Consider the following 19,079-nt stretch of genomic DNA (forward strand, 5'->3'; position numbering starts at 1 on the left):
TCTGGCCGCATATTTGAAATTACCCATAAAAAATGGTCATCACTCAATCGCGATGACCATTTTTTATATTATCGGCCGAGTTTTGTCCCAGCCTCCTACATCATTAGATAACTGCAAGTACATCATTTACATCGCGGTACTCAATGCCTTGTGCATCTGCTACTGCTTTATAGACACATACTCCGTTTAATGTATTTAATCCTTTTAATAGAGAAGGATTGTCTAAACATGCTTGCTTGTAGCCTTTGTTTGCGATTTGTAGTGCATAAGGAACTGTTGTATTCGTCAAAGCAATTGTTGACGTACGTGGTACAGCTCCAGGCATATTTGCTACTGCATAATGAACGACTCCGTGTTTACTATACGTAGGCTCATCATGTGTAGTAATGCGGTCAGATGTTTCAAAAATACCACCTTGGTCGATTGCGATATCAATCACAACAGAACCTGGTGTCATTGACTTAATCATTTCTTCTGATACTAATTTCGGTGCTTTCGCCCCCGGAATTAGAACAGCTCCGATCACTAAATCTGCATTTTTTACAGACTCCGCGATATTGTAAGGATTTGAAATCAATGTATGAACAGTCGCTCCGAACATTTCATCTAATTGACGAAGACGCTCTGGGCTAAGGTCGATAATTGTTACGTTTGCTCCAAGGCCGACTGCCATCTTCGCAGCGTTCGTTCCTGCAATTCCGCCACCGATGATTGTTACATTTGCACGTTCAACGCCTGGAACCCCACCTAAAAGAATCCCTTTTCCGCCGTTAATTTTTTCAAGGTATTGGGCACCTAATTGTGTTGCCATACGACCAGCTACTTCACTCATCGGAGTTAGGAGTGGAAGTGAGTTGTTTGGTAATTGAACCGTCTCATAAGCAATAGCTGTAACATTTTTCTCAAGTAACACTTTTGTTAATTCTGGTTCTGGAGCAAGGTGAAGGTATGTAAACAGAACTTGATCCTTTTGAATCAATTCATATTCAGACGCAACCGGTTCTTTTACTTTCATCACCATTTCTTGCTGCCATGCTTCTTGCGCAGTCGCTACGATATGTGCACCTGCTTTTGTGTAATCTTCATCTGTAAAGCTAGAACCAAGTCCAGCACCTGTTTGAATATATACTTCGTGACCGCTTGAAACTAGAGTTACGACTCCAGCTGGTGTCATCGCGACACGGTTTTCATTATTTTTTACTTCTGTTGGAACGCCAATTTTCATTCGAACTGCCTCCCTTTCTTCAAATCAAATCCATTTTAGCAAATTGTATAAAAAAAAGCTCTAGTTATTTTTTTAGTAGTTTCTTAAATTGTTCACAAATTAAAAAAGGAGATTTGGAAAGTCTTGTCGAAAGGTATAAGTGAATTCAATTATAAGGAGGATTTTCAAATGACACTAACGTACAACGAAATTTTAGTAGCAGTGGATGGTTCAAAAGAAGCGGAGCTTGCCTTTAAGAAATCAGTAGCGATTGCTTCCCGAAACAATGCAACACTTCACCTCGTGAACATTATTGATACACGTTCATTTGCGGCAATTGAAGCGTATGACCGTTCGATTGCAGAACGTGCACAAAATTTTGCAGAAGAGCTACTAGATGGATACAAGAAAGAAGCAGAAAAACATGGTGTGGCGAATGTTCACGTTATGGTTGAGTACGGTTCACCGAAAACGATGATTTCGAAAGATCTTGCGAAGAAAGTGAACGCAGACTTAATCATTGTGGGTGCTACTGGTTTGAATACAGTAGAACGTTTCTTGATCGGTAGTGTTTCTGAAAATATTGTTCGCTCTGCGAAGTGTGACGTATTGGTAGTACGAACAGATTCTCAGTTTGATGATGTAGAATAAGTAAAGTTAAAAAACAGCGCCATCTCTGGAGTAATTTCTAGAGATGGTGCTGTTTTTGGTTGGATAAATAAACTTGAGTTCCATTGCGGGTCTGCTTTCCGAGGGCGCGCGTGAGTCTCCTCGGCGGAAGAACGCGCCTGTGGGGTCTCACGTTCCGCTTTTTGATCCCTCCGGAGTCAGCCCCTCCACTCCACTCAACTTCATTTTAATAAAACTAGTTTAATCTAAATCTGCAACACGCACGGTGTCACGGACAATCATGATTTCTTCGTTTGTAGGGATGACAAGCACTTTAACCGGTGAGTGCGGATAATTGATTGGTGTTTCTTTACCAATCTGCTCGTTCAACTCTGGGTCCATGTAGACACCCATGAACTGAAGACCTTCGAGTACTTTGGCACGAATGATTGAACTGTTTTCTCCAATACCTGCCGTGAAAATAATTGCGTCTACACCATTCAAGCGGGCAGCATACGAGCCAATGTACTTATGAATACGATCCGCGAAAACATCTAGTGCAAGCTGCGCACGGTCATTGCCTTTTTCAGCTTGTTCGACGATATCGCGCAAATCACTAGAGAACCCTGAGACGCCAAGCATCCCAGACTTTTTATTTAATACATCCAGTACTTGCTCCGCACTTTTTCCTGTCTTCTCCATCAAAAATGGAATGAGTGACGGATCGATATTCCCTGAACGCGTTCCCATTGTTACACCAGCAAGTGGTGTGAACCCCATTGATGTATCAATAGATTTTCCATATTGAATCGCCGCAATACTTGCTCCATTCCCGAGGTGACATGAAATAAATCGTGTCGTCTCAATCGGGCGGTTTAATAGTTCAGCCGCTCGCTCTGAAACATATTTATGCGACGTGCCGTGGAAGCCATATTTCCGAATGCCGTAGTTTTCATAATACGAATACGGGATTGAATACAAAAATGAGCTTTCTGGCATTGTTTGATGGAAAGCTGTATCAAATACAGCAACAGCCGGCACATCTGGCAACGCTTTTTTAAAGCTTTGAATGCCTGTAATATTCGCAGGATTATGAAGAGGTGCAAGTTCTGAAAGTTCCACGAGCTTGTCAATAATCTCATCTGTAATCATGACCGAATCACTATACACTTCCCCGCCATGGACGACGCGGTGGCCGATTCCATGAATATCATGTAAGGAAGAAATAGCGCCTGTTTCAATCAAAGCGGCCATCAATAAATCTACAGCTACTTCATGATTAGGGATCAGCTCTTCTTTTTTCACTTTGTTACTGCCAACAGAGACTGTAATGTAGGAATCAGCGAGTCCGATTCGCTCAATCAAACCTTTCGCTACAATTTCTTCGTCTGGAGTGCGAACAAGCTGAAATTTTAAACTAGAGCTTCCTGCATTAATGGCTAAAATATTTTTCATAAGATCTTCCTCTCCACACCATTTCTTTTAGTTTACTTCCACTGACGCACTTTTTCAAAGAACAACTCCATGCCTTTTTTATTGGACAGGGTTGGAACTTGCGCAAGTAAAACATCACGTTTCGGTCGCGTTTTCTCCATGTCTTTTCGTAGCACGATCAGTGCTTTAGCAGAAGCCTCTGATTTGAAAAGCTCTTTTGGTAGTTGGAAGACAGCCTCTAACTGGCCTACTTTTGAAATGAACGTATGCAGATTTTGTGCTTCTTTAGACGAGAACAAATTGGTTGGTACAAAAAATATCAATGTTCCCCCGTCTTTTGTGTAGTTCATAGATTGTTCAAGAAAGAGGTGATGGGCGTAGGCATGTTGTTCAGACCCACGCAGCTCGAAAGTTTCTGCGTGCTCATCGTCTGGATAATAGCCAACAGGTAAATCACTGACAACAACATCAACAGGATCAAGTAACAATGGACGCAGTGAATCCTGTAAAAACAGCTCAACAGGCTGATAGAGAAGCTCGGCTGTCTGGGAAGCCAGTTGAATGAGTAGTTCGTCAATCTCACTGCCATAAAGGCCAACTTCTTTTCCTTCTAGATGATTCGCGACTGTAAATAACAGATTGCCTGTTCCAATGGCGGGATCAAAAATGCGGACTGAAGATTGTTGTTCGGTTAGTTCTTGTACTAGAAATGCAACGAGCATCCCAAGAGCATCAGGTGTCATCTGGTGATTCGGTTGTGATGATTTACGCATACCCTTTAATATAGCTAACTGGATGGCACGGCGTTTTTCCTCACGAGATGCCTCGATGCCGGTAAATTCTTCACTTCCAAGTAACCAGCGTTCAAGACCAAAGACAACACCTTCTAAATACGTGCCTTGTCCTGAGTTCTCAATTTGTTCAGCTGCTGTATTGAGTTTTGTAAAATACTGTTCTACTGCGTTCATAGTCTACTCCTTTTCGTAACGTAAAAGATGCCCACTTCGAGGAAGTGGGCACGTCTATTATTTCCCTGCTGCTTCTTTCACAGCTTCAATTGCTTTTTCATAATCCGGGTGGTCTGTTCCTTCAGGCACATACTCGACATATGTGACTGTGTCGTTTGCATCCACAACGAAGATTGAACGTGCTAGTAAGCGAAGTTCCTTCATCGTAACACCGTATGCTTCACCGAACGATAAATCGCGGTGATCAGACAATGTACGCACTGCATCGACTTCGTTTGCTCCACACCAGCGCTTTTGTGCAAATGGAAGGTCGTTTGAAATCGTTAAGATTTCTACATTGTCTCCCATGCTTGCTGCTTCACTGTTGAACTTATTCGTTTGTGTTGAGCAGACGCCTGTATCTAAAGAAGGTACTACACTAATCAAGCGTACTTTTCCTGCTGAATCAGCTAGTGTCACTTCAGATAAATCGTTTGCAAGTACTTTAAAGTCTGGTGCTTTGTCTCCTACTTTTACCTCGTTTGCTGGTAATGTCATAGGATTTCCTTTAAATGTTACTGATGCCATCTATGAACCGCCTCCTTTTTCACTCTGCTATCATCTTACTGTACAGGGTTCGGTTGGTGCAACTGATTCGGTTGTTCCACCGGTTTTGGAAGCTGAAGTTTCGCGTAATCTTCTTCATGTAGGACAATGGTATCTGCAATGAAGTCGTGGATTGCCTGCTTTTTCGGTGTAAATCCGACAATAATGTACGGCAAATTGAACGGAATGACCGACAAAATTCGCCCAACAGTCTCACGGAATAGCACGGTCACAAAGTTTGGTTTTTCATATGTTACGGTAGATACCCGAATTCCCATAATCATTTTTCCAAGCGTTTGTTGCAGGAAGAATGTCATCAATGTGAAGTAGGTATAAAAGATGATTACCGAGACAATCGTAATCGGCGCATACCAGAGCGATTCGTTTAAATCGAGTCCTGTTAAACGAAATATCGGACGCACAACAAGCCAGCCAATACTTGCAACGATCAATAAGTCAAAAAGATACGCCCAAAAACGCGTCCAGAATCCTGCATATTTTGGTCGAAAATCTGTGATTGTTTCCATCAGCGGCCTCCTTACTGCTCACCGTATAAGTACATCATGCGAGGAGCTTGATTGTCTGTGATCAACTTTGAGATTAATTGTGTTTCAATATCTAGACCTAGGAATGAACGGGCTTTGACACCAAATAATGCGCTCAAGCTTTGATCTTGTGTAAATTCGAACACTTCTGCATTTGGAATATCTAAGTCTTCTTTGAGTGCTGCGATGACATCTTCTTCGAATCCATAATCATCTGCAAGGTTCGCTTCAATTGCTTGACGACCATTTAGAATTCGCCCATCTGCGACTGCACGGACCTCTTCTTCTGTCATATTACGTCCTTCTGCAATGATACGGACAAACTCTTCGTACGAATCATTGATCATTTCTTGAAGCATTTCTTCTTCTTCCGGAAGCATTTCACGTGTTGGACTTAAAATATCTTTGTAAGGACCTGTTTTAATTGTCACGAAGTCCACGCCATAACGTTCTGCAAGTTCTCCATAATTGATGCTTTGTAAAATAACACCGAGTGAACCTGTCATCGTTTCGCGCATCACGAAAATCTTATCAGCAGGTGCTGAAATGTAATAGCCGCCTGAAGCTGCCATACCACCCATTGACACATAAATCGGCTTTTCAGTTTCATCTTTAATTTTCATAAGTTCTTTATAGATTTCAGCTGATTCCACCACGCCACCGCCTGGAGAGTCTACAGATAGTACAATTCCTTTTACAGACGGATCATTTTTCGCCTCTTCCAGTTGTGCTAAGAAAAATCCGTGGTTATAGCCAGTTGTTCCTAATAGGCTTGATGCAGATCCCGTGTCTTGAATGACTCCTTCCACACGTAACACTGCGATCCGGTCTGTCACGTCTCCAGGTTCAATGACCGATGTTGTCATTGAATTCATGAGTGTCGCCTCATAATCATCTAACCAAGATGAAAAATCTGTAGAAAAAGCTGCGGATACTGAGTTGACGATGATGGATACAGCGACGAGTAGTGTCGCAATTCCTAGTGCGACCCAACGTTTTACATTCATAGTTGATTCCTCCTTGTTGTCTATTCCTTACTGTTTACGTAAAACATGCAGAAATGTTTCATTCCGTGGTAAATTAAATATAGAAACCTCATGAAAGGGGCGAATAGAGTGAAAAAACGTAACGCTCTTTATATTTATGCCAAAAACGACAAAGCTTCACAACAACTTCGACAAGAATTAGGAACTGCGATTGATGCTCAAGGGTTACAAGTAGTGCTATCTCCTGAGGAAGCGTCGATCATTGTAAGCGTCGGTTCAGACGGAAGCTTCCTTCAAGCTGTGCGGAAAACAGGGTTTCGCCAAGACGTATTATATGCAGGTATCTCCACTTCTGGAACACTTGCGATGTACTGTGATTTTTTATTAGAAGAACTGCACTTCCCGAATATGGCAGATGCGATTATCCAAGACCGCGTCGAAGTGCGTAAATATCCAGTCATCGAAATATCCGTTAACGGAGAACCGCATTTTTATTGTTTAAATGAATTTGCGATTCGTTCAAACATCATGAAGACTATTGCGATGGATGTTAAGATTGACGACATACTTTTAGAAACGTACCGTGGTGACGGAATTGTAGTTTCAACACCTACGGGAAGCTCTGCTTATAATAAATCATTAGGCGGTGCTGTTATGGATCCTCAGCTTCCATGCTTCCAGGTGACTGAAGTAGCTTCTATGAACAACAATGAATACCGTTCATTAGGTTCGCCATTTATTTTAAGTGGCAATCGCACACTGCGTTTAGAACTTCACGACGATTGGAACGATTATCCGACGATGTCTACAGACAATGAAGCACTCAGTATTCAGCACGTGAACACGATTGACATTCGATTGAGTGAGCGCGTTGTGAAAACGGTGAAATTGAAAGACAATAGCTACTGGGAAAAAGTAAAACGCTCATTTTTATAATGAGGGTTTTATTTGTATAAATTTGGATACCGAAAACAAAACAAGCGCTACCCAGATAAAACTAAAGCCCGTCCATTCCATGTTTGAGAACGGTTCATTGTAAAGAACAACACCGAGCACCAACATGATGGTCGGAGCAATGTATTGAATAAAGCCTGATAAATACAGGGGAATTCGCTTTGTTCCGCTTGCATAGAGTAGCAGCGGTAATGCAGTAGCTACGCCAGAGAACATTAACAAAAGCATTGTAATCGGCTCGCTTTCAACGAATTGAAGAGAGTCTTGCGTGAATAAGTAGGCTAAATAAATGAAGGCAAACGGTAAAACAAAAAATGTTTCAATGGCAAGGCCTGTAATCGCTCCTACTTTTGCTTGTTTTTTAATCAATCCGTAAAATGCAAAACTCCCTGCAAGCACTAGGGAAATCCAAGGCAACTCTCCATATGTATAAGTTAAAATCATAACTCCAGCAGCTGCAATTCCTACGGCTGCTTTTTGTGCGTCACTTAATTTTTCTCCAAGAAAAACGATTCCTAGTAACACAGAAATCAATGGATTGATGTAGTAACCTAGACTGGTCTGCACAAGTTCCCCACTGTTCACAGCGAAGATAAATGTGAACCAGTTCGCCGTTACTAAATAAGATGCAATCATCAAGCTAAAAAATGCTTTTTTGTCTGCCCACAGATTCGTCAAGTCCGTCTTTAGTTTCGGAATATCACGAAGTACAGTGATTAAGAGGACTGTAAATATGAATGACCAGACGATGCGGCTTGCTAAAATTTCATCACTAGAAATGTGCTGTACAGTCTTCCAGTAGATCGGCATGAGTCCCCAAAGAAGGTAGGCTAGAAAAACCTGTGCGATGCCTTTTTGTTCAGTTGTCATGATGAGTACCTCGTATTTATTTTTAGTTTCGAAATAATGGTTTCAGTGTATCACTTCAGTTTGTTGAAGTAAACGACAGAATTTCAGGATTATTTATAGTAGCTCTTTTGTGGTGACAGGTACGTTTTGGAAACTGCTGGTAAACCACAATGTTGTTAAATGGGGATTTTCAATAAATATCGAGGCAAAATGGTACCTGTCACCGAGTTTAGATTTGACGTGCAACTTTTGAGTTTTAGTGATGCACTTTTGTGATTTGCTGCTGGAATTTGTTTTTTGTGTGCAACTTTCCGCGCTTTGTGTGCAACTTTTGAATTTTAGTGATGCACTTTTCGGATTTGCTGCTGGAATTTGTTTTTTGTGTGCAATTTTTTGCGTTTTGTGTGCAACTTTTGAATTTTAGTGATGCACTTTTGTGATTTGCTGCTGGAATTTGTTTTTTGTGTGCAACTTTCCGCGTTTTGTGTGCAACTTTTGAATTTTAGTGATGCACTTATCGGATTTACTGCTGAAATTGCGTCCTGGGTGGAGGGAGTTTCTTGAGTGGCGTTCTCCACATCTAAAAAATAAAAAAATCCGAACAACTCACAGTGTGAGTCATTCGGATTCTCCGTTAGCTTTGACGACCGTTGTTTAATTGTTGCTCAGCCATCTGAACCAAACGTTTCGTAATTTCGCCACCAACTGAACCATTCGCACGTGAAGTGGCATCTGGACCTAACTGTACGCCAAACTCTTGAGCGGTCTCATACTTCATTTGATCAAGCGCTTGTTTTACACCAGGTACCGCAAGCTTATTTGAGTTGTTGTTTGCCATGTGTGTGTCACCTCCTTGTGCAAATAGAATGAACCGAATTCGCGAATTCATACATTTTGCTACAAGGAAATTTTTTCATTTATAATAACTCGTCAAACTCTGGCTTTTGTTCTTTTTGTGGGAAGCGGAACACTTCACGATTCGCCACTGCTTTTTCGATACGCGCATCGAATGTTTCAAAGCTTTCGTAGAACGTCACTTTTTCAAGTTTTGGTTTTGTTTTCGGTGCACTTGGCACAAAAATGGTACAGCAATCTTCGTATGGTAAAATCGACGTTTCATATGTGCCAATCTGTTCAGCAAGTTGAATAATCGTCGATTTATCTTCTGCAATCAATGGACGTAAAACAGGAGTCGCCGTAACTTCATTGATAGCTGTTAATGATTCCAATGTCTGACTCGCTACTTGACCAAGGCTTTCCCCAGTAACAATTGCAAGAGCTCCAATGTCTGCACGCACTTGATCCGCAATTTTTAACATCATGCGTCGGGTAGTGGTCATTGATACATTTTTTGGAATTTGCTGTTGAATCGCTTCTTGAATTTCAGTAAATGGAATGACATGGAGACGCACAGTCGCACCGAAGTGACTTAACTTTTCGGCTAAGTCTTTCACTTTATCTAATGATCGCTCACTCGTGTATGGCGGACTATGAAAATGGATGGCATCCAAACGCACGCCACGTTTTAACATCATATATCCTGCTACTGGACTGTCGATTCCACCAGACAACATAAGTAACGAGCGACCATTTGAGCCAACTGGCATTCCACCAGCACCTGCAATAGTTTGTGCAGAGATATACGCTGCATCTTGCAAAATTTCAATTTTAATCGTGTAATCTGGATTTTTCATCTTTGCCGTCAATCCATCAAAATGACGCAGTACTTGACTCGCAACTAGATGCTGAATCTCATTCGTTTCATGCGGGAAGCTCTTATCCGAACGCTTAACTGTTACTTTGCATGTCTTCCCTGCTGTTTCTAATTCCTCTAAAATTGCAATTGCAGTTGCTGCCATTGCATCAATTGTTTTCTCAGTTTTCGCGACGGGACTGAATGATTGAATTCCAAATACTGCTGGAAGACGAGTTAATAGCTTTTGCATGTCTGCATCTGTATCTGTCATTAAAAACATTCTGTCGCGCTCTGCTTGCAAGCGAAGCGTTGGAATATCCTCAAACGAAAAACGTATATTGTCTCGTAGACGATTCGTAAATTGACGACGATTACGCCCTTTTGTTGAAAGTTCACCGTAGCGAACTAAAATTCGATCCCAATTCATACTTTTAAATTCCTTTCTAATTGCCGGAGGATTTCGTTCATCACATCTTGAAGCGTCTGAACATCCTGCTCGGTCGTGTCCTTCCCCATACTAATCCGAATCACACCATCAATCAACTCTTTTGAAAGTCCAATGGCTTCGAGCACATGACTTCTTGTCGTTTTTTTCGATGAACATGCACTGCTTGTTGAAACATAAATCCCCTTCTTTTCTAGTGCGTTGACAAGTACTTCTCCCGTCACGCCTTTCACTGCAATCGTTACAATATGTGGGGCAGAACTGGCAGGTGTCAAAACAGTGACAAATGGGTGTTCATAAAAGAAAGATACAAGAGACGCTTTTAATCTTGCTAAATGGGTGGAAGTTTGTTCTAAAGATTCCACAGCTATACGAAAAGCTTTAGCAGTCGAGACAGCTTGTGCGACAGCAGTAGTGCCGCTTCTTAAGCCGAACTCTTGTCCACCTCCATGAATGAGTGGTTCTAAATGGATTTTCGAATGACATGCCACTATGCCAGTACCTTTTATCCCGTGAAATTTATGCGCGGATAATGTGATCCAATCTACCGGAAGACTATCAAAATCTACAACTATCTTTCCAACGCTTTGTACGGCATCTACATGAAACACTGCTCGAGAACGTGCTCGTGCCACTTTCACTAAATCACGAATAGGCTGTAATGTGCCCAATTCATTGTTTATATGTTGAATAGAGATGACGGACGTATCCTTTCGAATCTTGCGCTCGAGCTCTTCTACAAGCACCATACCGTCAGTGTTCACTTCTAACCATTCCACTTCAAATCCTCTAGTAGATAAATACTTCCCCACTTCTAAAACAGACGGATGCTCTACTGCGGAAATGAGGATGTGCTTTCCAATAGATTCACGGTCCACAGCCGCTTGTTTCAACACAAAGTTCGCGCCTTCTGTTCCTCCCGAAGTAAATAGAACAGATTTGGAGTCTGTTTTTAAAAGACCGGCAATTTGCGCTCGGGCTGATTCCAGTAATTTGTTTGCCTTTTCTCCACCTTCATGAATAGAAGATGGATTAAACCAAAATTCTTCATTGACCTTTAAAAATGCAGCTAAAACTTTTGGGTCCGGTTTTGTTGTAGCACTATTATCTAAATAAATCATCGTGTTCCACCTCCATAACAAAAAGCTGCCAAAGCGGCAGCTTTTAGTGATTCCATTGTTGTTCTTTCATCATCTTTTGAATCTTTTTTAGTGCCCCAGGTTCTGCTTGTTCCACCGCAATTCCAGCTTCTTCAAGAGCCTTTGAGTAGCGTTTTTGACGGAAGGCATGTTCCGCTTCAAGTAGCTTCACATTGACAGCCGTATTTGTAGTCCGGTATCGATTTCCGTATTGAATGATGCGCTCAACTAGTAAGGCATTTTCAAGCATTTCATCTGCTTTCGCAACTGCTTCTTGAACAGCGCCTTCTGCCTTTTTCATATTCGTGTCAACAGTGGTCATATTAAGAGGTACCTCTTGCAAGTTCTGCTCAACGACAAAGATGTTTTCATCCGCTTCTTCAAAGCGTGCATCGATTTCTTCTGGAACGCCTGGTAAGTTCGCCTTTTGTAGGCTGCGTTCTTTTACGTGCAACGTTCGCTTAAGTTCGACAATTTTTGCACGAGCGGTATTCTCATCAATTCGTAAGTTCTTTAAACGGTTGTGGAATTCACTTTGAATTTCATCTTGTTCACCTGTTAATTGGTCGAGTTCACGCAATTCTTCTTCTAAAGAAGAGTAAGCCGAACGCTCTTCACTCAAGCGTGTTTGAATAAGTGTCATTTTTGATTCAGCTGTCGCTAATTTTTCTAAACACTTCACAGGAATCGCTAGTTGCTCGTCTGTTAAATGATAGCTCTGACGGACATAATTCGCTTCTTCTTGTGCTGTGAGTGTTTGTTGTTTTGTATGATCTAAACGCTCTGCAATTGCAAGGTGATGGTGATCGACATAAGCTTTTGCTTTCACTTCTTTTTCAAGCAAATCATAAAATGATTCCAATTCATCTTTCATTTCTTCGACCCGGCGTTTAACTGGACCAACCGTCAGCTCTGCAATTTGTTGCTTTAGCTGAACTAATTCTGATTCCATCGCATCAAGTTTATGTGAGATTTCTAGATGATCTAAGAAGTACCCTTGTGACTCCATTTCATTTTTACCTGAGCGTAGTTCATGCAAAGTTGCAGGAATCTTTGTAGACACTTCCGAAAACAATGTTGGAATGTCATGAAGTTTCGGGAATAATTGATCGCCTTTTTCACGTAAACGCATCACGACTTCACGTGCACTCATGTAATTCCCTTTCGATGTCAGCTCGTTGTATTCAGCCATCTCAGGTTGGAAGCTTTCAAGTTCTTTTTCAAGCGCTGGAAGAGCCTCTCCAAATGAATATTGATGGGCAAGTACATTTTTACGAGCACTTCGATATTGTTCTTGGATTTGTTCCATCTCAATTCGGTTCTTTTCTTCACTGCCAATCAGGTTATGTAATTCTTCCAAGATGGAATTCATCTTCTGTTCCGCTTTATGTAAACGGTCTCGAATATCTTGTTCGGTTTTCGATGCTTTTCCGAAACGCATTTTGTCGACAAACTCTTCTGTATCAAAAAGTAGGGAGTCGACTTCAGGAATGTCGTGGTCCATTACTTCATTCCAAAGGTTGCGCCAACGCTCAAACATCTCTTCTGTCTGCCCGTTCATATTGAGTTGCTTCACTTTTGTCATCTCTTCAAGTATCGGTTTGTGTTGAATCTGTTGTTTTTTATTGTCCAACTCATTGATTGTGGCGTTATGTTTTCTTCGAAATACAAGAATAACGACAATGGCCACAAGGATGACAATGAGTAGTGGGATAAGATATTCCATTAGAAGCCCCCTGTTCCTTTGTTCCAAACGCTTGTTGTTCTTCTAGTTTACCATGTTATGTTAAGATTGTTTCAATCTATTGTAACTATTTTTTGAGAGGATTTTCAAGATGAGACGTGACGGACATATTCATACACCGTTTTGCCCACATGGCTCTAAGGATAGTTTTGCCTTATATTGTGAACGAGCCATAGAGCTTGGCATCAAAGAAATCAGTTTTACCGAGCATGCCCCCCTTCCAGAAGGCTTCGTCGACACAACGCCAACTCGTGATAGTGGAATGGACTTACGAAATTTAGAATCCTATGTTACAGCTGTACGTTATGTGCAAAAAGCCTACTCTACTGACTTGGTCGTGAATGTGGGCTTAGAGGTAGATTATATCGAAGGATTTGAACGTGAGACAACCAGCTTTTTAAACACGTACGGTCCTGAGCTTGACGATAGTATTCTATCTGTACATTTCTTAAAGCTTCCTATGAATGAGTATGTTTGCATTGACTACTCAAAGGAGCTTTATTTAGAGACAGTCGCGCAACTGGGTTCTGCCGATCAGTTCTATTCACTTTATTACGCTACTGTGCTAAAATCTATTACAACTTCTCTCGGAAACTGGAAACCCAAAAGAATCGGACACTTTTCACTCATCCATAAATTCCAACACGCTCTGCCATCCTTCCCTGATGACACTGAGCAGTTGTTGCGCATTGTCGAAGCAATTAAGGACGCGAATTTAGAGATAGATCTGAATAGTGCAGGCTATGCAAAATCATTTTGTAAAGAGCCTTATCCTCCTTTACATATAGCACGCATTGCGAAATCTAAAGGAATCCCACTTATCTTTGGGTCCGACGCTCACATTGCACGTGATCTTCACCAGTTTTCGGAGCACTTTACTGAATTAGAGAAATGAGGAATGATGATGTTCACACAACAAGCTTATTCGGCTTCATTAGAAGAAAATTACGCACTTCTTGCTAAACAATTGGATGCGCTACTAGACGGTGAAACGAATCAAATCGCAAACTTGAGCAATGCTTCTGCTTTGTTAAATCAATTTTTGGATGATACGAATTGGGTTGGCTTTTATTTGATGCAAGACGGTGAACTGGTCCTCGGGCCTTTCCAAGGACTTCCGGCTTGTGTACGAATCGCAGTTGGACGCGGAGTTTGTGGAACGGCTGTAGAGAAAAACGAAACACTTCGTATTGAGGACGTTCATGCCTTCCCTGGACATATTGCATGTGACGCGGCTTCGAACTCTGAAATCGTTATTCCGCTTGTGAAAGACGGAGAAGTCATTGGTGTATTAGATATCGATAGTCCTTCAAAAGCACGTTTTACTGAAGTGGATCAAGCTGGTCTTGAAACGTTTGTAGATCATTTGATGAAACATATCTAATTTTAAGTATAATTCGGAAAACCCTACAGCCAGAACGGCATTTCCTGGGTGAGTTTCCCCGAGCCTCCCCACGTAAGCTGAAAGAAGAGCACTTTCATCTTCGTTGCCGGGTCTCGAGAAAACTCAGATGGCCCGGGAAATGCCGTTCTGGCCTCCGTGTTTAATCAAAACAAAAAGCCTTACTCATATAAACTATTGAAAAGGGAGTTTCTCATGATAATTGAGAGACTCCCTTTGTGCGTGTTTTTTTTAAATTAGAATTGACTGGTGCCTTCTTTCGTAATAGCTTGAAAAGCTTTTTGTAAATCTTCGATGATATCATCCATGTCTTCAAGACCGACTGATAAGCGCAGCATGCCATTGTCGATTCCCATCGCAATTCGATCGTTTTCTGGTACTACAGAATGTGTCATCGTAGCAGGGTGTTGAATCAAAGTCTCCGCGTCGCCTAAACTTACTGCTACGTGGATTAGCTGCAACTGATTTAAAAATCGCTGGGCCGACTCGGTTCCTCCTTCTACTACAAAAGAAATCAAACCTCCCCCAGCAGTCATTTGTTTTCTCGCAATTTCCACTTGTGGATGGGCATCATCAAATGGATAGAATATCTTGGTGACACTCGGCTCAGTTTTCAAATACGCGAGCAATTTCTCAGCATTTTTCACATGGCGATCCATACGTACGTGAAGAGTTTTCAAACCACGCAAAATGAGCCAAGCATCAAATGGTGAAATAATTCCGCCGTAATCTTTTTGAACGGACATTCGAATTTGCTGCATCTCGTCTGCATCTTTTCCAACTAAAATACCTGCAATGACATCCCCATGACCATTCAAGTATTTCGTTGCACTGTGCAATACGAAGTCTGCGCCAAGTTCAAGCGGCTGTTGTAAGTACGGTGAGCAGAATGTATTATCCACAACCACCCGTATTCCACGTTCATTTGCCACTTCACACACCAGCGCTAAGTCCACGATTTCCATCGTTGGATTGATTGGTGACTCTACATAAATTACTGTCGTATTCTCTTGGATCGCCGCTTCGATTTGCTCACGTGAAGCTAGTGCTGATAGTGAATGTGTAATAGCGTATTTCGTTTCAAAAATACCGAGCAGTCCAAATGTGCATCCATAAAGACCTTTTGAACAAAGTATATGATCTCCCGTCTTTGTGAGATGAACAAGAATGGTACTAACTGCTGCCATTCCTGAACCGAATGCTAGTGCGCCTCCACCTTGCTCAAGTGCCATCATCCGTTTTTCCAACACATCGACTGTCGGGTTACCAAGGCGTGAGTATATCCCCCCTGCTTCTTCCCCTGCAAATCTTCGTTGTCCTTGTTCAGCACTGTGAAAAGTAAATGTTGACGTTTGGTAGAGCGGCACTGTCAAACTGTCTTGGTGGTTGGCAGGATCCATCCCCTCATGGATCAAGCGTGTATCTTTTCTCATATGTTCAAGCACCCCTTTTAATGTAAACGCTTTCATTATTAGTTTACTCCGATAGAGGAAGTTCTGGCAATGGTTTTCCAAGAAGTCAGACCAGTAAAACTTGCTTGTCTAGCGAATCCTCTTGACAGTCAACAGTGGAAGTTATACAATGGTCTTTGTGTAAAATAAACGCAGCAGTTGTATGGCCATGAGCCGCTAGTTTGTCCCACTCTATGTGGATGTGATACGTAACCCTTCGGCTGCATGGGCGAAATCACCAGATGACAAAATAGCCTTTTGACTGAATACAATTGGTTTTTATTTTACAACAAAATAAAACCAACAGAGGAGGAGACTACTATGTCTCGTTATACAGGTCCATCATGGAAACTGTCTCGTCGCCTTGGAATTTCTCTAAGCGGCACAGGTAAAGAATTAGAAAAGCGTCCTTACGCACCAGGTCAACACGGCCCGAACCAACGCAAAAAAATCTCTGAGTACGGCTTACAGCTTCAAGAGAAGCAAAAACTTCGTCACTCTTACGGATTAAACGAGCGTCAGTTCAAAACTTTATTCAACAAAGCTGCTAAGTTACAAGGTAAGCAAGGTGAGAACTTCATGATTCTTCTTGAAACTCGCTTAGACAACTTAGTTTACCGTTTAGGTCTTGCTCGCACTCGTCGTGGAGCTCGTCAACTAGTAAACCACGGTCACGTTATGGTCGATGGCGCACGCGTTGATATTCCTTCATATTTAGTAAAACCAGGTCAAGAGATCTCACTTCGTGAAAAATCTCAAAACCTTACTGCTGTAAATGAAGCGATTGAAGTAAATAACTTCGTACCTGAATACTTAGAGTTTGACGCTGACAAAAAAGTTGGTAAATTCACTCGTCTTCCAGAGCGTAGCGAATTATCTGCTGAAATCAACGAAGCTCTTATCGTTGAGTTCTACTCACGTTAATCTGAGTAACTGCCTCCCTTTATGGGGGGCTTTTTTATTTTAGTTGTAAGTCGTCCACCTATCGAAACCGACCGAACAGTAACAAGCACATGAAAAATTCATTTTGATCAATGGTGACAGGCACCAAATGGGAGCTGCTGGTAAATGGTGACAGGCACCAAAGGCTAAAGAAACCCTCCCAGGAAATGGCGACCTGGGTGGAGGGATTTCGTAACTAAAAGCACCAGAATGAAATACAAAAACCCTGCCGCTCAAAATTGAGCGACAGGGTTTTCAATTACATAATTTCTTTAAAGATATAGCCATTCAAACGCTCATCACGTGTTACTTCGAGCTCGTCTCCAGGCTTTGCTTTGATCGTAAATTTATCCTTAGGAATAAAAATTCGTTCATTTGTTTCTTTCTCATTTAAAATGACAAAGAAATCATCAATTAGATTAACTACACAAATTTTTGTTTGAGACATACCGGTACTCCTTGCATAGGTTCATATATACTGTAAGTGTACCACATATACATCACAAAAAATTAGTCAATTTTGATTTTTTTCACTAATTATTACTACCATCTACTGTAAGAAATGTATCATCTTATAGTTTTTCTTTCCTCTTCTTACAATTAGGAATTGATCGTCTAGACGATCTGAACCACTCACCATATATGCAACATCCGTTACTTTTTCCCCATTTAGTGAGATAGCCCCATTTGATACATCTTCACGTGCTTGACGTTTCGATGGGGAGACCCCTGCTTCAATCAGCAAATCCACAATGTTTTTCTCTTCTTTTGTAACTTCTGCGGACGGTACATCTTTGAATGCATCTTTCATTTCCGCGACAGATAGTTCTTTCAGGTTTCCACTAAACAATGCTTGTGAAATACGAACAGCCTGCTCGTGTGCATCCACCCCATGAATCAATTCTGTCATCTCTTTTGCAAGGCGCTTTTGTGCTTCTCGAAGATGTGGCTGCTCTTCTACTGCTTTCTCAAGTTGCTCAATTTCAGTACGCTCGATAAACGTAAAGATTTTCAAGTATTTAATCACATCTGCGTCTGCAGTGTTGATCCAGAATTGGAAGAATTCATATGGAGACGTTTTAGAAGCATCTAACCAAACTGCTCCTCCTGCCGTTTTTCCAAATTTTGTCCCATCTGCTTTTGTTACTAGTGGAATCGTGATACCGAATGCTTTTGCTTCTTCATCATGTGTTTTACGAATCATTTCAAGTCCTGTCGTAATATTCCCCCACTGATCGGACCCACCAATCTGCACACGACAGTTGTGGTGATTGTACAAATGATTAAAGTCAATCCCTTGAATAAGTGTGTATGCAAATTCAGTGAAAGAAAGACCAGAATCTAAACGAGATAAAATCGAATCTTTTGCAAGCAAGTAATTGATATTCACAAGTTTACCGTAATCGCGTAAGAAGTCGATGATCGTCATCGAGCTGATCCAGTCTTTGTTGTTGACCATCTTGGCACCGTTATCTGTGTCAAAATCAAAAATTCGTTTCATTTGTTCAGCAATCGCTGCGACATTTTGATCGACTTGTTCCATCGTCTGCAGTTGGCGTTCCTCAGAGCGTCCAGATGGATCTCCGATTGTTCCTGTTGCTCCACCCACTAACAGGATAGGTTGATGCCCATGCATTTGAAAGCGACGCAACGTAAGTAGTGGCACAATGTGGCCGATATGCATACTGTCAGCTGTAGGATCAACTCCACAGTAAAGGGCTACTTTCTCTTTCTCAAGAAGAGCGGCCATTCCCTCTTCATCAGTTTGTTGATATAACAAGCCTCTCCAGCTTAAATCGTCTAGTAATTGTTTTGACATTGTTTTTCCTCCTTTTTGCGATTCTCAACAAAAAAAGTCCCTGCATCAAAAAGATGCAGGGACGCTTGTTTGCGCGGTACCACCCAGTTTAGAAAGGAGCTATCTCCTTCTCACTCGAATGACGTTAACGCCGTCATACGTCAAGCTCCTAAACTGTACTTCACTTATGGGAATGTCTGGTTTGCAGCACCCACCAGATTTCTAATGGCATCATCCAAAAGCTACTCGCATTTATTCATCGCTTAAATATACCCCTATTTTACCGATTTCCATAGAGTTGTCAATAACTATCGAAATTTACTTGCTA

At 41.5% G+C, this 19,079-nt stretch carries 19 protein-coding genes and 1 other annotated feature; of the genes, 5 read left to right on the top strand and 14 right to left on the bottom strand.

The genetic code is table 11. The features are described from left to right. Window positions 1-103: 103 nt before the first annotated feature. Window positions 104-1,225 carry an alanine dehydrogenase gene (gene ald / locus JOD03_RS08705; RefSeq protein WP_204590460.1) on the bottom strand — a complete coding sequence of 374 codons (1,122 nt, stop codon included), beginning with the start codon at window positions 1,223-1,225 and terminating at the stop codon, window positions 104-106. Between the two features lie 168 nt (window positions 1,226-1,393). Here ald and JOD03_RS08710 point away from each other — a divergent pair, with 168 nt between their 5' ends. Beyond that, window positions 1,394-1,855 (top strand): universal stress protein, encoded by a 462-nt coding sequence (locus JOD03_RS08710; RefSeq protein ID WP_204590461.1) that lies wholly within the window; start codon window positions 1,394-1,396, stop codon window positions 1,853-1,855. A 219-nt stretch (window positions 1,856-2,074) separates the two neighbouring features. Here the strand turns inward: JOD03_RS08710 and JOD03_RS08715 are convergent, their stop codons facing one another. From JOD03_RS08715 to sppA, 5 genes are read right to left on the bottom strand one after another with little or no spacing between them, the layout of a single operon-like run. Beyond that, window positions 2,075-3,268, bottom strand: coding sequence for an acetate kinase (locus JOD03_RS08715; protein ID WP_204590462.1), 1,194 nt, complete (start codon window positions 3,266-3,268; stop codon window positions 2,075-2,077). 32 nt (window positions 3,269-3,300) lie between these two features. Beyond that, window positions 3,301-4,215: a class I SAM-dependent methyltransferase gene (locus tag JOD03_RS08720; protein ID WP_204590463.1), complete on the bottom strand. Its 915-nt coding sequence runs from the start codon at window positions 4,213-4,215 to the stop codon at window positions 3,301-3,303. A gap of 57 nt (window positions 4,216-4,272) precedes the next feature. Continuing rightward, window positions 4,273-4,782: a thiol peroxidase gene (gene tpx, locus JOD03_RS08725; protein WP_204590464.1), complete on the bottom strand. Its 510-nt coding sequence runs from the start codon at window positions 4,780-4,782 to the stop codon at window positions 4,273-4,275. A gap of 35 nt (window positions 4,783-4,817) precedes the next feature. Next, a complete protein-coding gene (locus tag JOD03_RS08730; RefSeq protein WP_204590465.1) occupies window positions 4,818-5,327 on the bottom strand; it encodes an RDD family protein in 510 nt (169 codons plus the stop codon). Window positions 5,328-5,338: 11 nt separating this feature from the next. Next, window positions 5,339-6,352, bottom strand: coding sequence for a signal peptide peptidase SppA (gene sppA, locus JOD03_RS08735; RefSeq protein WP_204590466.1), 1,014 nt, complete (start codon window positions 6,350-6,352; stop codon window positions 5,339-5,341). 108 nt (window positions 6,353-6,460) lie between these two features. On the opposite strand from sppA, the gene JOD03_RS08740 reads away from it, so the two are divergent. Continuing rightward, the gene (locus tag JOD03_RS08740) at window positions 6,461-7,267 is read left to right on the top strand and encodes an NAD kinase (RefSeq protein ID WP_338032457.1); all 807 of its coding nucleotides are present in this window, start codon (window positions 6,461-6,463) and stop codon (window positions 7,265-7,267) included. On the opposite strand, the gene rarD is transcribed toward JOD03_RS08740, so the two are convergent. The 5 genes from rarD to ezrA form a co-directional block, all read right to left on the bottom strand. After that, a complete protein-coding gene (gene rarD, locus JOD03_RS08745; protein ID WP_204590468.1) occupies window positions 7,262-8,155 on the bottom strand; it encodes an EamA family transporter RarD in 894 nt (297 codons plus the stop codon). The genes JOD03_RS08740 and rarD overlap by 6 nt on opposite strands. Before the next feature lie 613 nt (window positions 8,156-8,768). Continuing rightward, window positions 8,769-8,972, bottom strand: coding sequence for an alpha/beta-type small acid-soluble spore protein (locus JOD03_RS08750; RefSeq protein ID WP_204590469.1), 204 nt, complete (start codon window positions 8,970-8,972; stop codon window positions 8,769-8,771). Window positions 8,973-9,051: 79 nt separating this feature from the next. Then, a complete protein-coding gene (gene thiI / locus JOD03_RS08755; protein WP_204590470.1) occupies window positions 9,052-10,257 on the bottom strand; it encodes a tRNA uracil 4-sulfurtransferase ThiI in 1,206 nt (401 codons plus the stop codon). Next, window positions 10,254-11,396, bottom strand: coding sequence for a cysteine desulfurase family protein (locus JOD03_RS08760; RefSeq protein WP_204590471.1), 1,143 nt, complete (start codon window positions 11,394-11,396; stop codon window positions 10,254-10,256). The genes thiI and JOD03_RS08760 overlap by 4 nt, the downstream gene beginning before the upstream one ends. Before the next feature lie 43 nt (window positions 11,397-11,439). Next, window positions 11,440-13,140 (bottom strand): septation ring formation regulator EzrA, encoded by a 1,701-nt coding sequence (gene ezrA / locus JOD03_RS08765; protein ID WP_204590472.1) that lies wholly within the window; start codon window positions 13,138-13,140, stop codon window positions 11,440-11,442. 109 nt (window positions 13,141-13,249) lie between these two features. On the opposite strand from ezrA, the gene hisJ reads away from it, so the two are divergent. Next, entirely contained in the window at window positions 13,250-14,053 is an 804-nt protein-coding gene (gene hisJ, locus JOD03_RS08770) for a histidinol-phosphatase HisJ (RefSeq protein ID WP_204590473.1), read from the top strand. Window positions 14,054-14,062: 9 nt separating this feature from the next. Continuing rightward, window positions 14,063-14,542, top strand: a complete 480-nt coding sequence (locus JOD03_RS08775; RefSeq protein ID WP_204590474.1) for a GAF domain-containing protein — start codon at window positions 14,063-14,065, stop codon at window positions 14,540-14,542. Window positions 14,543-14,796: 254 nt separating this feature from the next. Here JOD03_RS08775 and megL read toward each other — a convergent pair whose 3' ends face one another. Then, window positions 14,797-16,029: a methionine gamma-lyase gene (megL, locus tag JOD03_RS08780; RefSeq protein ID WP_239584917.1), complete on the bottom strand. Its 1,233-nt coding sequence runs from the start codon at window positions 16,027-16,029 to the stop codon at window positions 14,797-14,799. A gap of 303 nt (window positions 16,030-16,332) precedes the next feature. Here megL and rpsD point away from each other — a divergent pair, with 303 nt between their 5' ends. Further along, window positions 16,333-16,935 (top strand): 30S ribosomal protein S4, encoded by a 603-nt coding sequence (gene rpsD, locus JOD03_RS08785; protein WP_204590475.1) that lies wholly within the window; start codon window positions 16,333-16,335, stop codon window positions 16,933-16,935. A gap of 277 nt (window positions 16,936-17,212) precedes the next feature. Here the strand turns inward: rpsD and JOD03_RS08790 are convergent, their stop codons facing one another. Together JOD03_RS08790 and tyrS are read right to left on the bottom strand one after the other, a co-directional pair. Then, window positions 17,213-17,401 carry a hypothetical protein gene (locus JOD03_RS08790; protein ID WP_204590476.1) on the bottom strand — a complete coding sequence of 63 codons (189 nt, stop codon included), beginning with the start codon at window positions 17,399-17,401 and terminating at the stop codon, window positions 17,213-17,215. Window positions 17,402-17,503: 102 nt separating this feature from the next. Continuing rightward, the gene (tyrS, locus tag JOD03_RS08795; RefSeq protein ID WP_204590477.1) at window positions 17,504-18,772 is read right to left on the bottom strand and encodes a tyrosine--tRNA ligase; all 1,269 of its coding nucleotides are present in this window, start codon (window positions 18,770-18,772) and stop codon (window positions 17,504-17,506) included. A gap of 54 nt (window positions 18,773-18,826) precedes the next feature. Next, window positions 18,827-19,020, bottom strand: a binding site (T-box leader). Window positions 19,021-19,079 lie beyond the last annotated feature (59 nt).

Origin of the sequence: Chryseomicrobium aureum, from assembly GCF_016909155.1 — a bacterium.
Taxonomy (GTDB): domain Bacteria; phylum Bacillota; class Bacilli; order Bacillales_A; family Planococcaceae; genus Chryseomicrobium; species Chryseomicrobium aureum.

Coding starts and splice junctions, on each gene's coding strand:
- ald (WP_204590460.1), bottom strand. CDS start 1,225: ATGAAAATTGGCGTTCCAACAGAAGTAAAAAATAATGAAAACCGTGTC.
- JOD03_RS08710 (WP_204590461.1), top strand. CDS start 1,394: ATGACACTAACGTACAACGAAATTTTAGTAGCAGTGGATGGTTCAAAA.
- JOD03_RS08715 (WP_204590462.1), bottom strand. CDS start 3,268: ATGAAAAATATTTTAGCCATTAATGCAGGAAGCTCTAGTTTAAAATTT.
- JOD03_RS08720 (WP_204590463.1), bottom strand. CDS start 4,215: ATGAACGCAGTAGAACAGTATTTTACAAAACTCAATACAGCAGCTGAA.
- tpx (WP_204590464.1), bottom strand. CDS start 4,782: ATGGCATCAGTAACATTTAAAGGAAATCCTATGACATTACCAGCAAAC.
- JOD03_RS08730 (WP_204590465.1), bottom strand. CDS start 5,327: ATGGAAACAATCACAGATTTTCGACCAAAATATGCAGGATTCTGGACG.
- sppA (WP_204590466.1), bottom strand. CDS start 6,352: ATGAATGTAAAACGTTGGGTCGCACTAGGAATTGCGACACTACTCGTC.
- rarD (WP_204590468.1), bottom strand. CDS start 8,155: ATGACAACTGAACAAAAAGGCATCGCACAGGTTTTTCTAGCCTACCTT.
- JOD03_RS08750 (WP_204590469.1), bottom strand. CDS start 8,972: ATGGCAAACAACAACTCAAATAAGCTTGCGGTACCTGGTGTAAAACAA.
- thiI (WP_204590470.1), bottom strand. CDS start 10,257: ATGAATTGGGATCGAATTTTAGTTCGCTACGGTGAACTTTCAACAAAA.
- JOD03_RS08760 (WP_204590471.1), bottom strand. CDS start 11,396: ATGATTTATTTAGATAATAGTGCTACAACAAAACCGGACCCAAAAGTT.
- ezrA (WP_204590472.1), bottom strand. CDS start 13,140: ATGGAATATCTTATCCCACTACTCATTGTCATCCTTGTGGCCATTGTC.
- hisJ (WP_204590473.1), top strand. CDS start 13,250: ATGAGACGTGACGGACATATTCATACACCGTTTTGCCCACATGGCTCT.
- JOD03_RS08775 (WP_204590474.1), top strand. CDS start 14,063: ATGTTCACACAACAAGCTTATTCGGCTTCATTAGAAGAAAATTACGCA.
- megL (WP_239584917.1), bottom strand. CDS start 16,029: ATGAAAGCGTTTACATTAAAAGGGGTGCTTGAACATATGAGAAAAGAT.
- rpsD (WP_204590475.1), top strand. CDS start 16,333: ATGTCTCGTTATACAGGTCCATCATGGAAACTGTCTCGTCGCCTTGGA.
- JOD03_RS08790 (WP_204590476.1), bottom strand. CDS start 17,401: ATGTCTCAAACAAAAATTTGTGTAGTTAATCTAATTGATGATTTCTTT.
- tyrS (WP_204590477.1), bottom strand. CDS start 18,772: ATGTCAAAACAATTACTAGACGATTTAAGCTGGAGAGGCTTGTTATAT.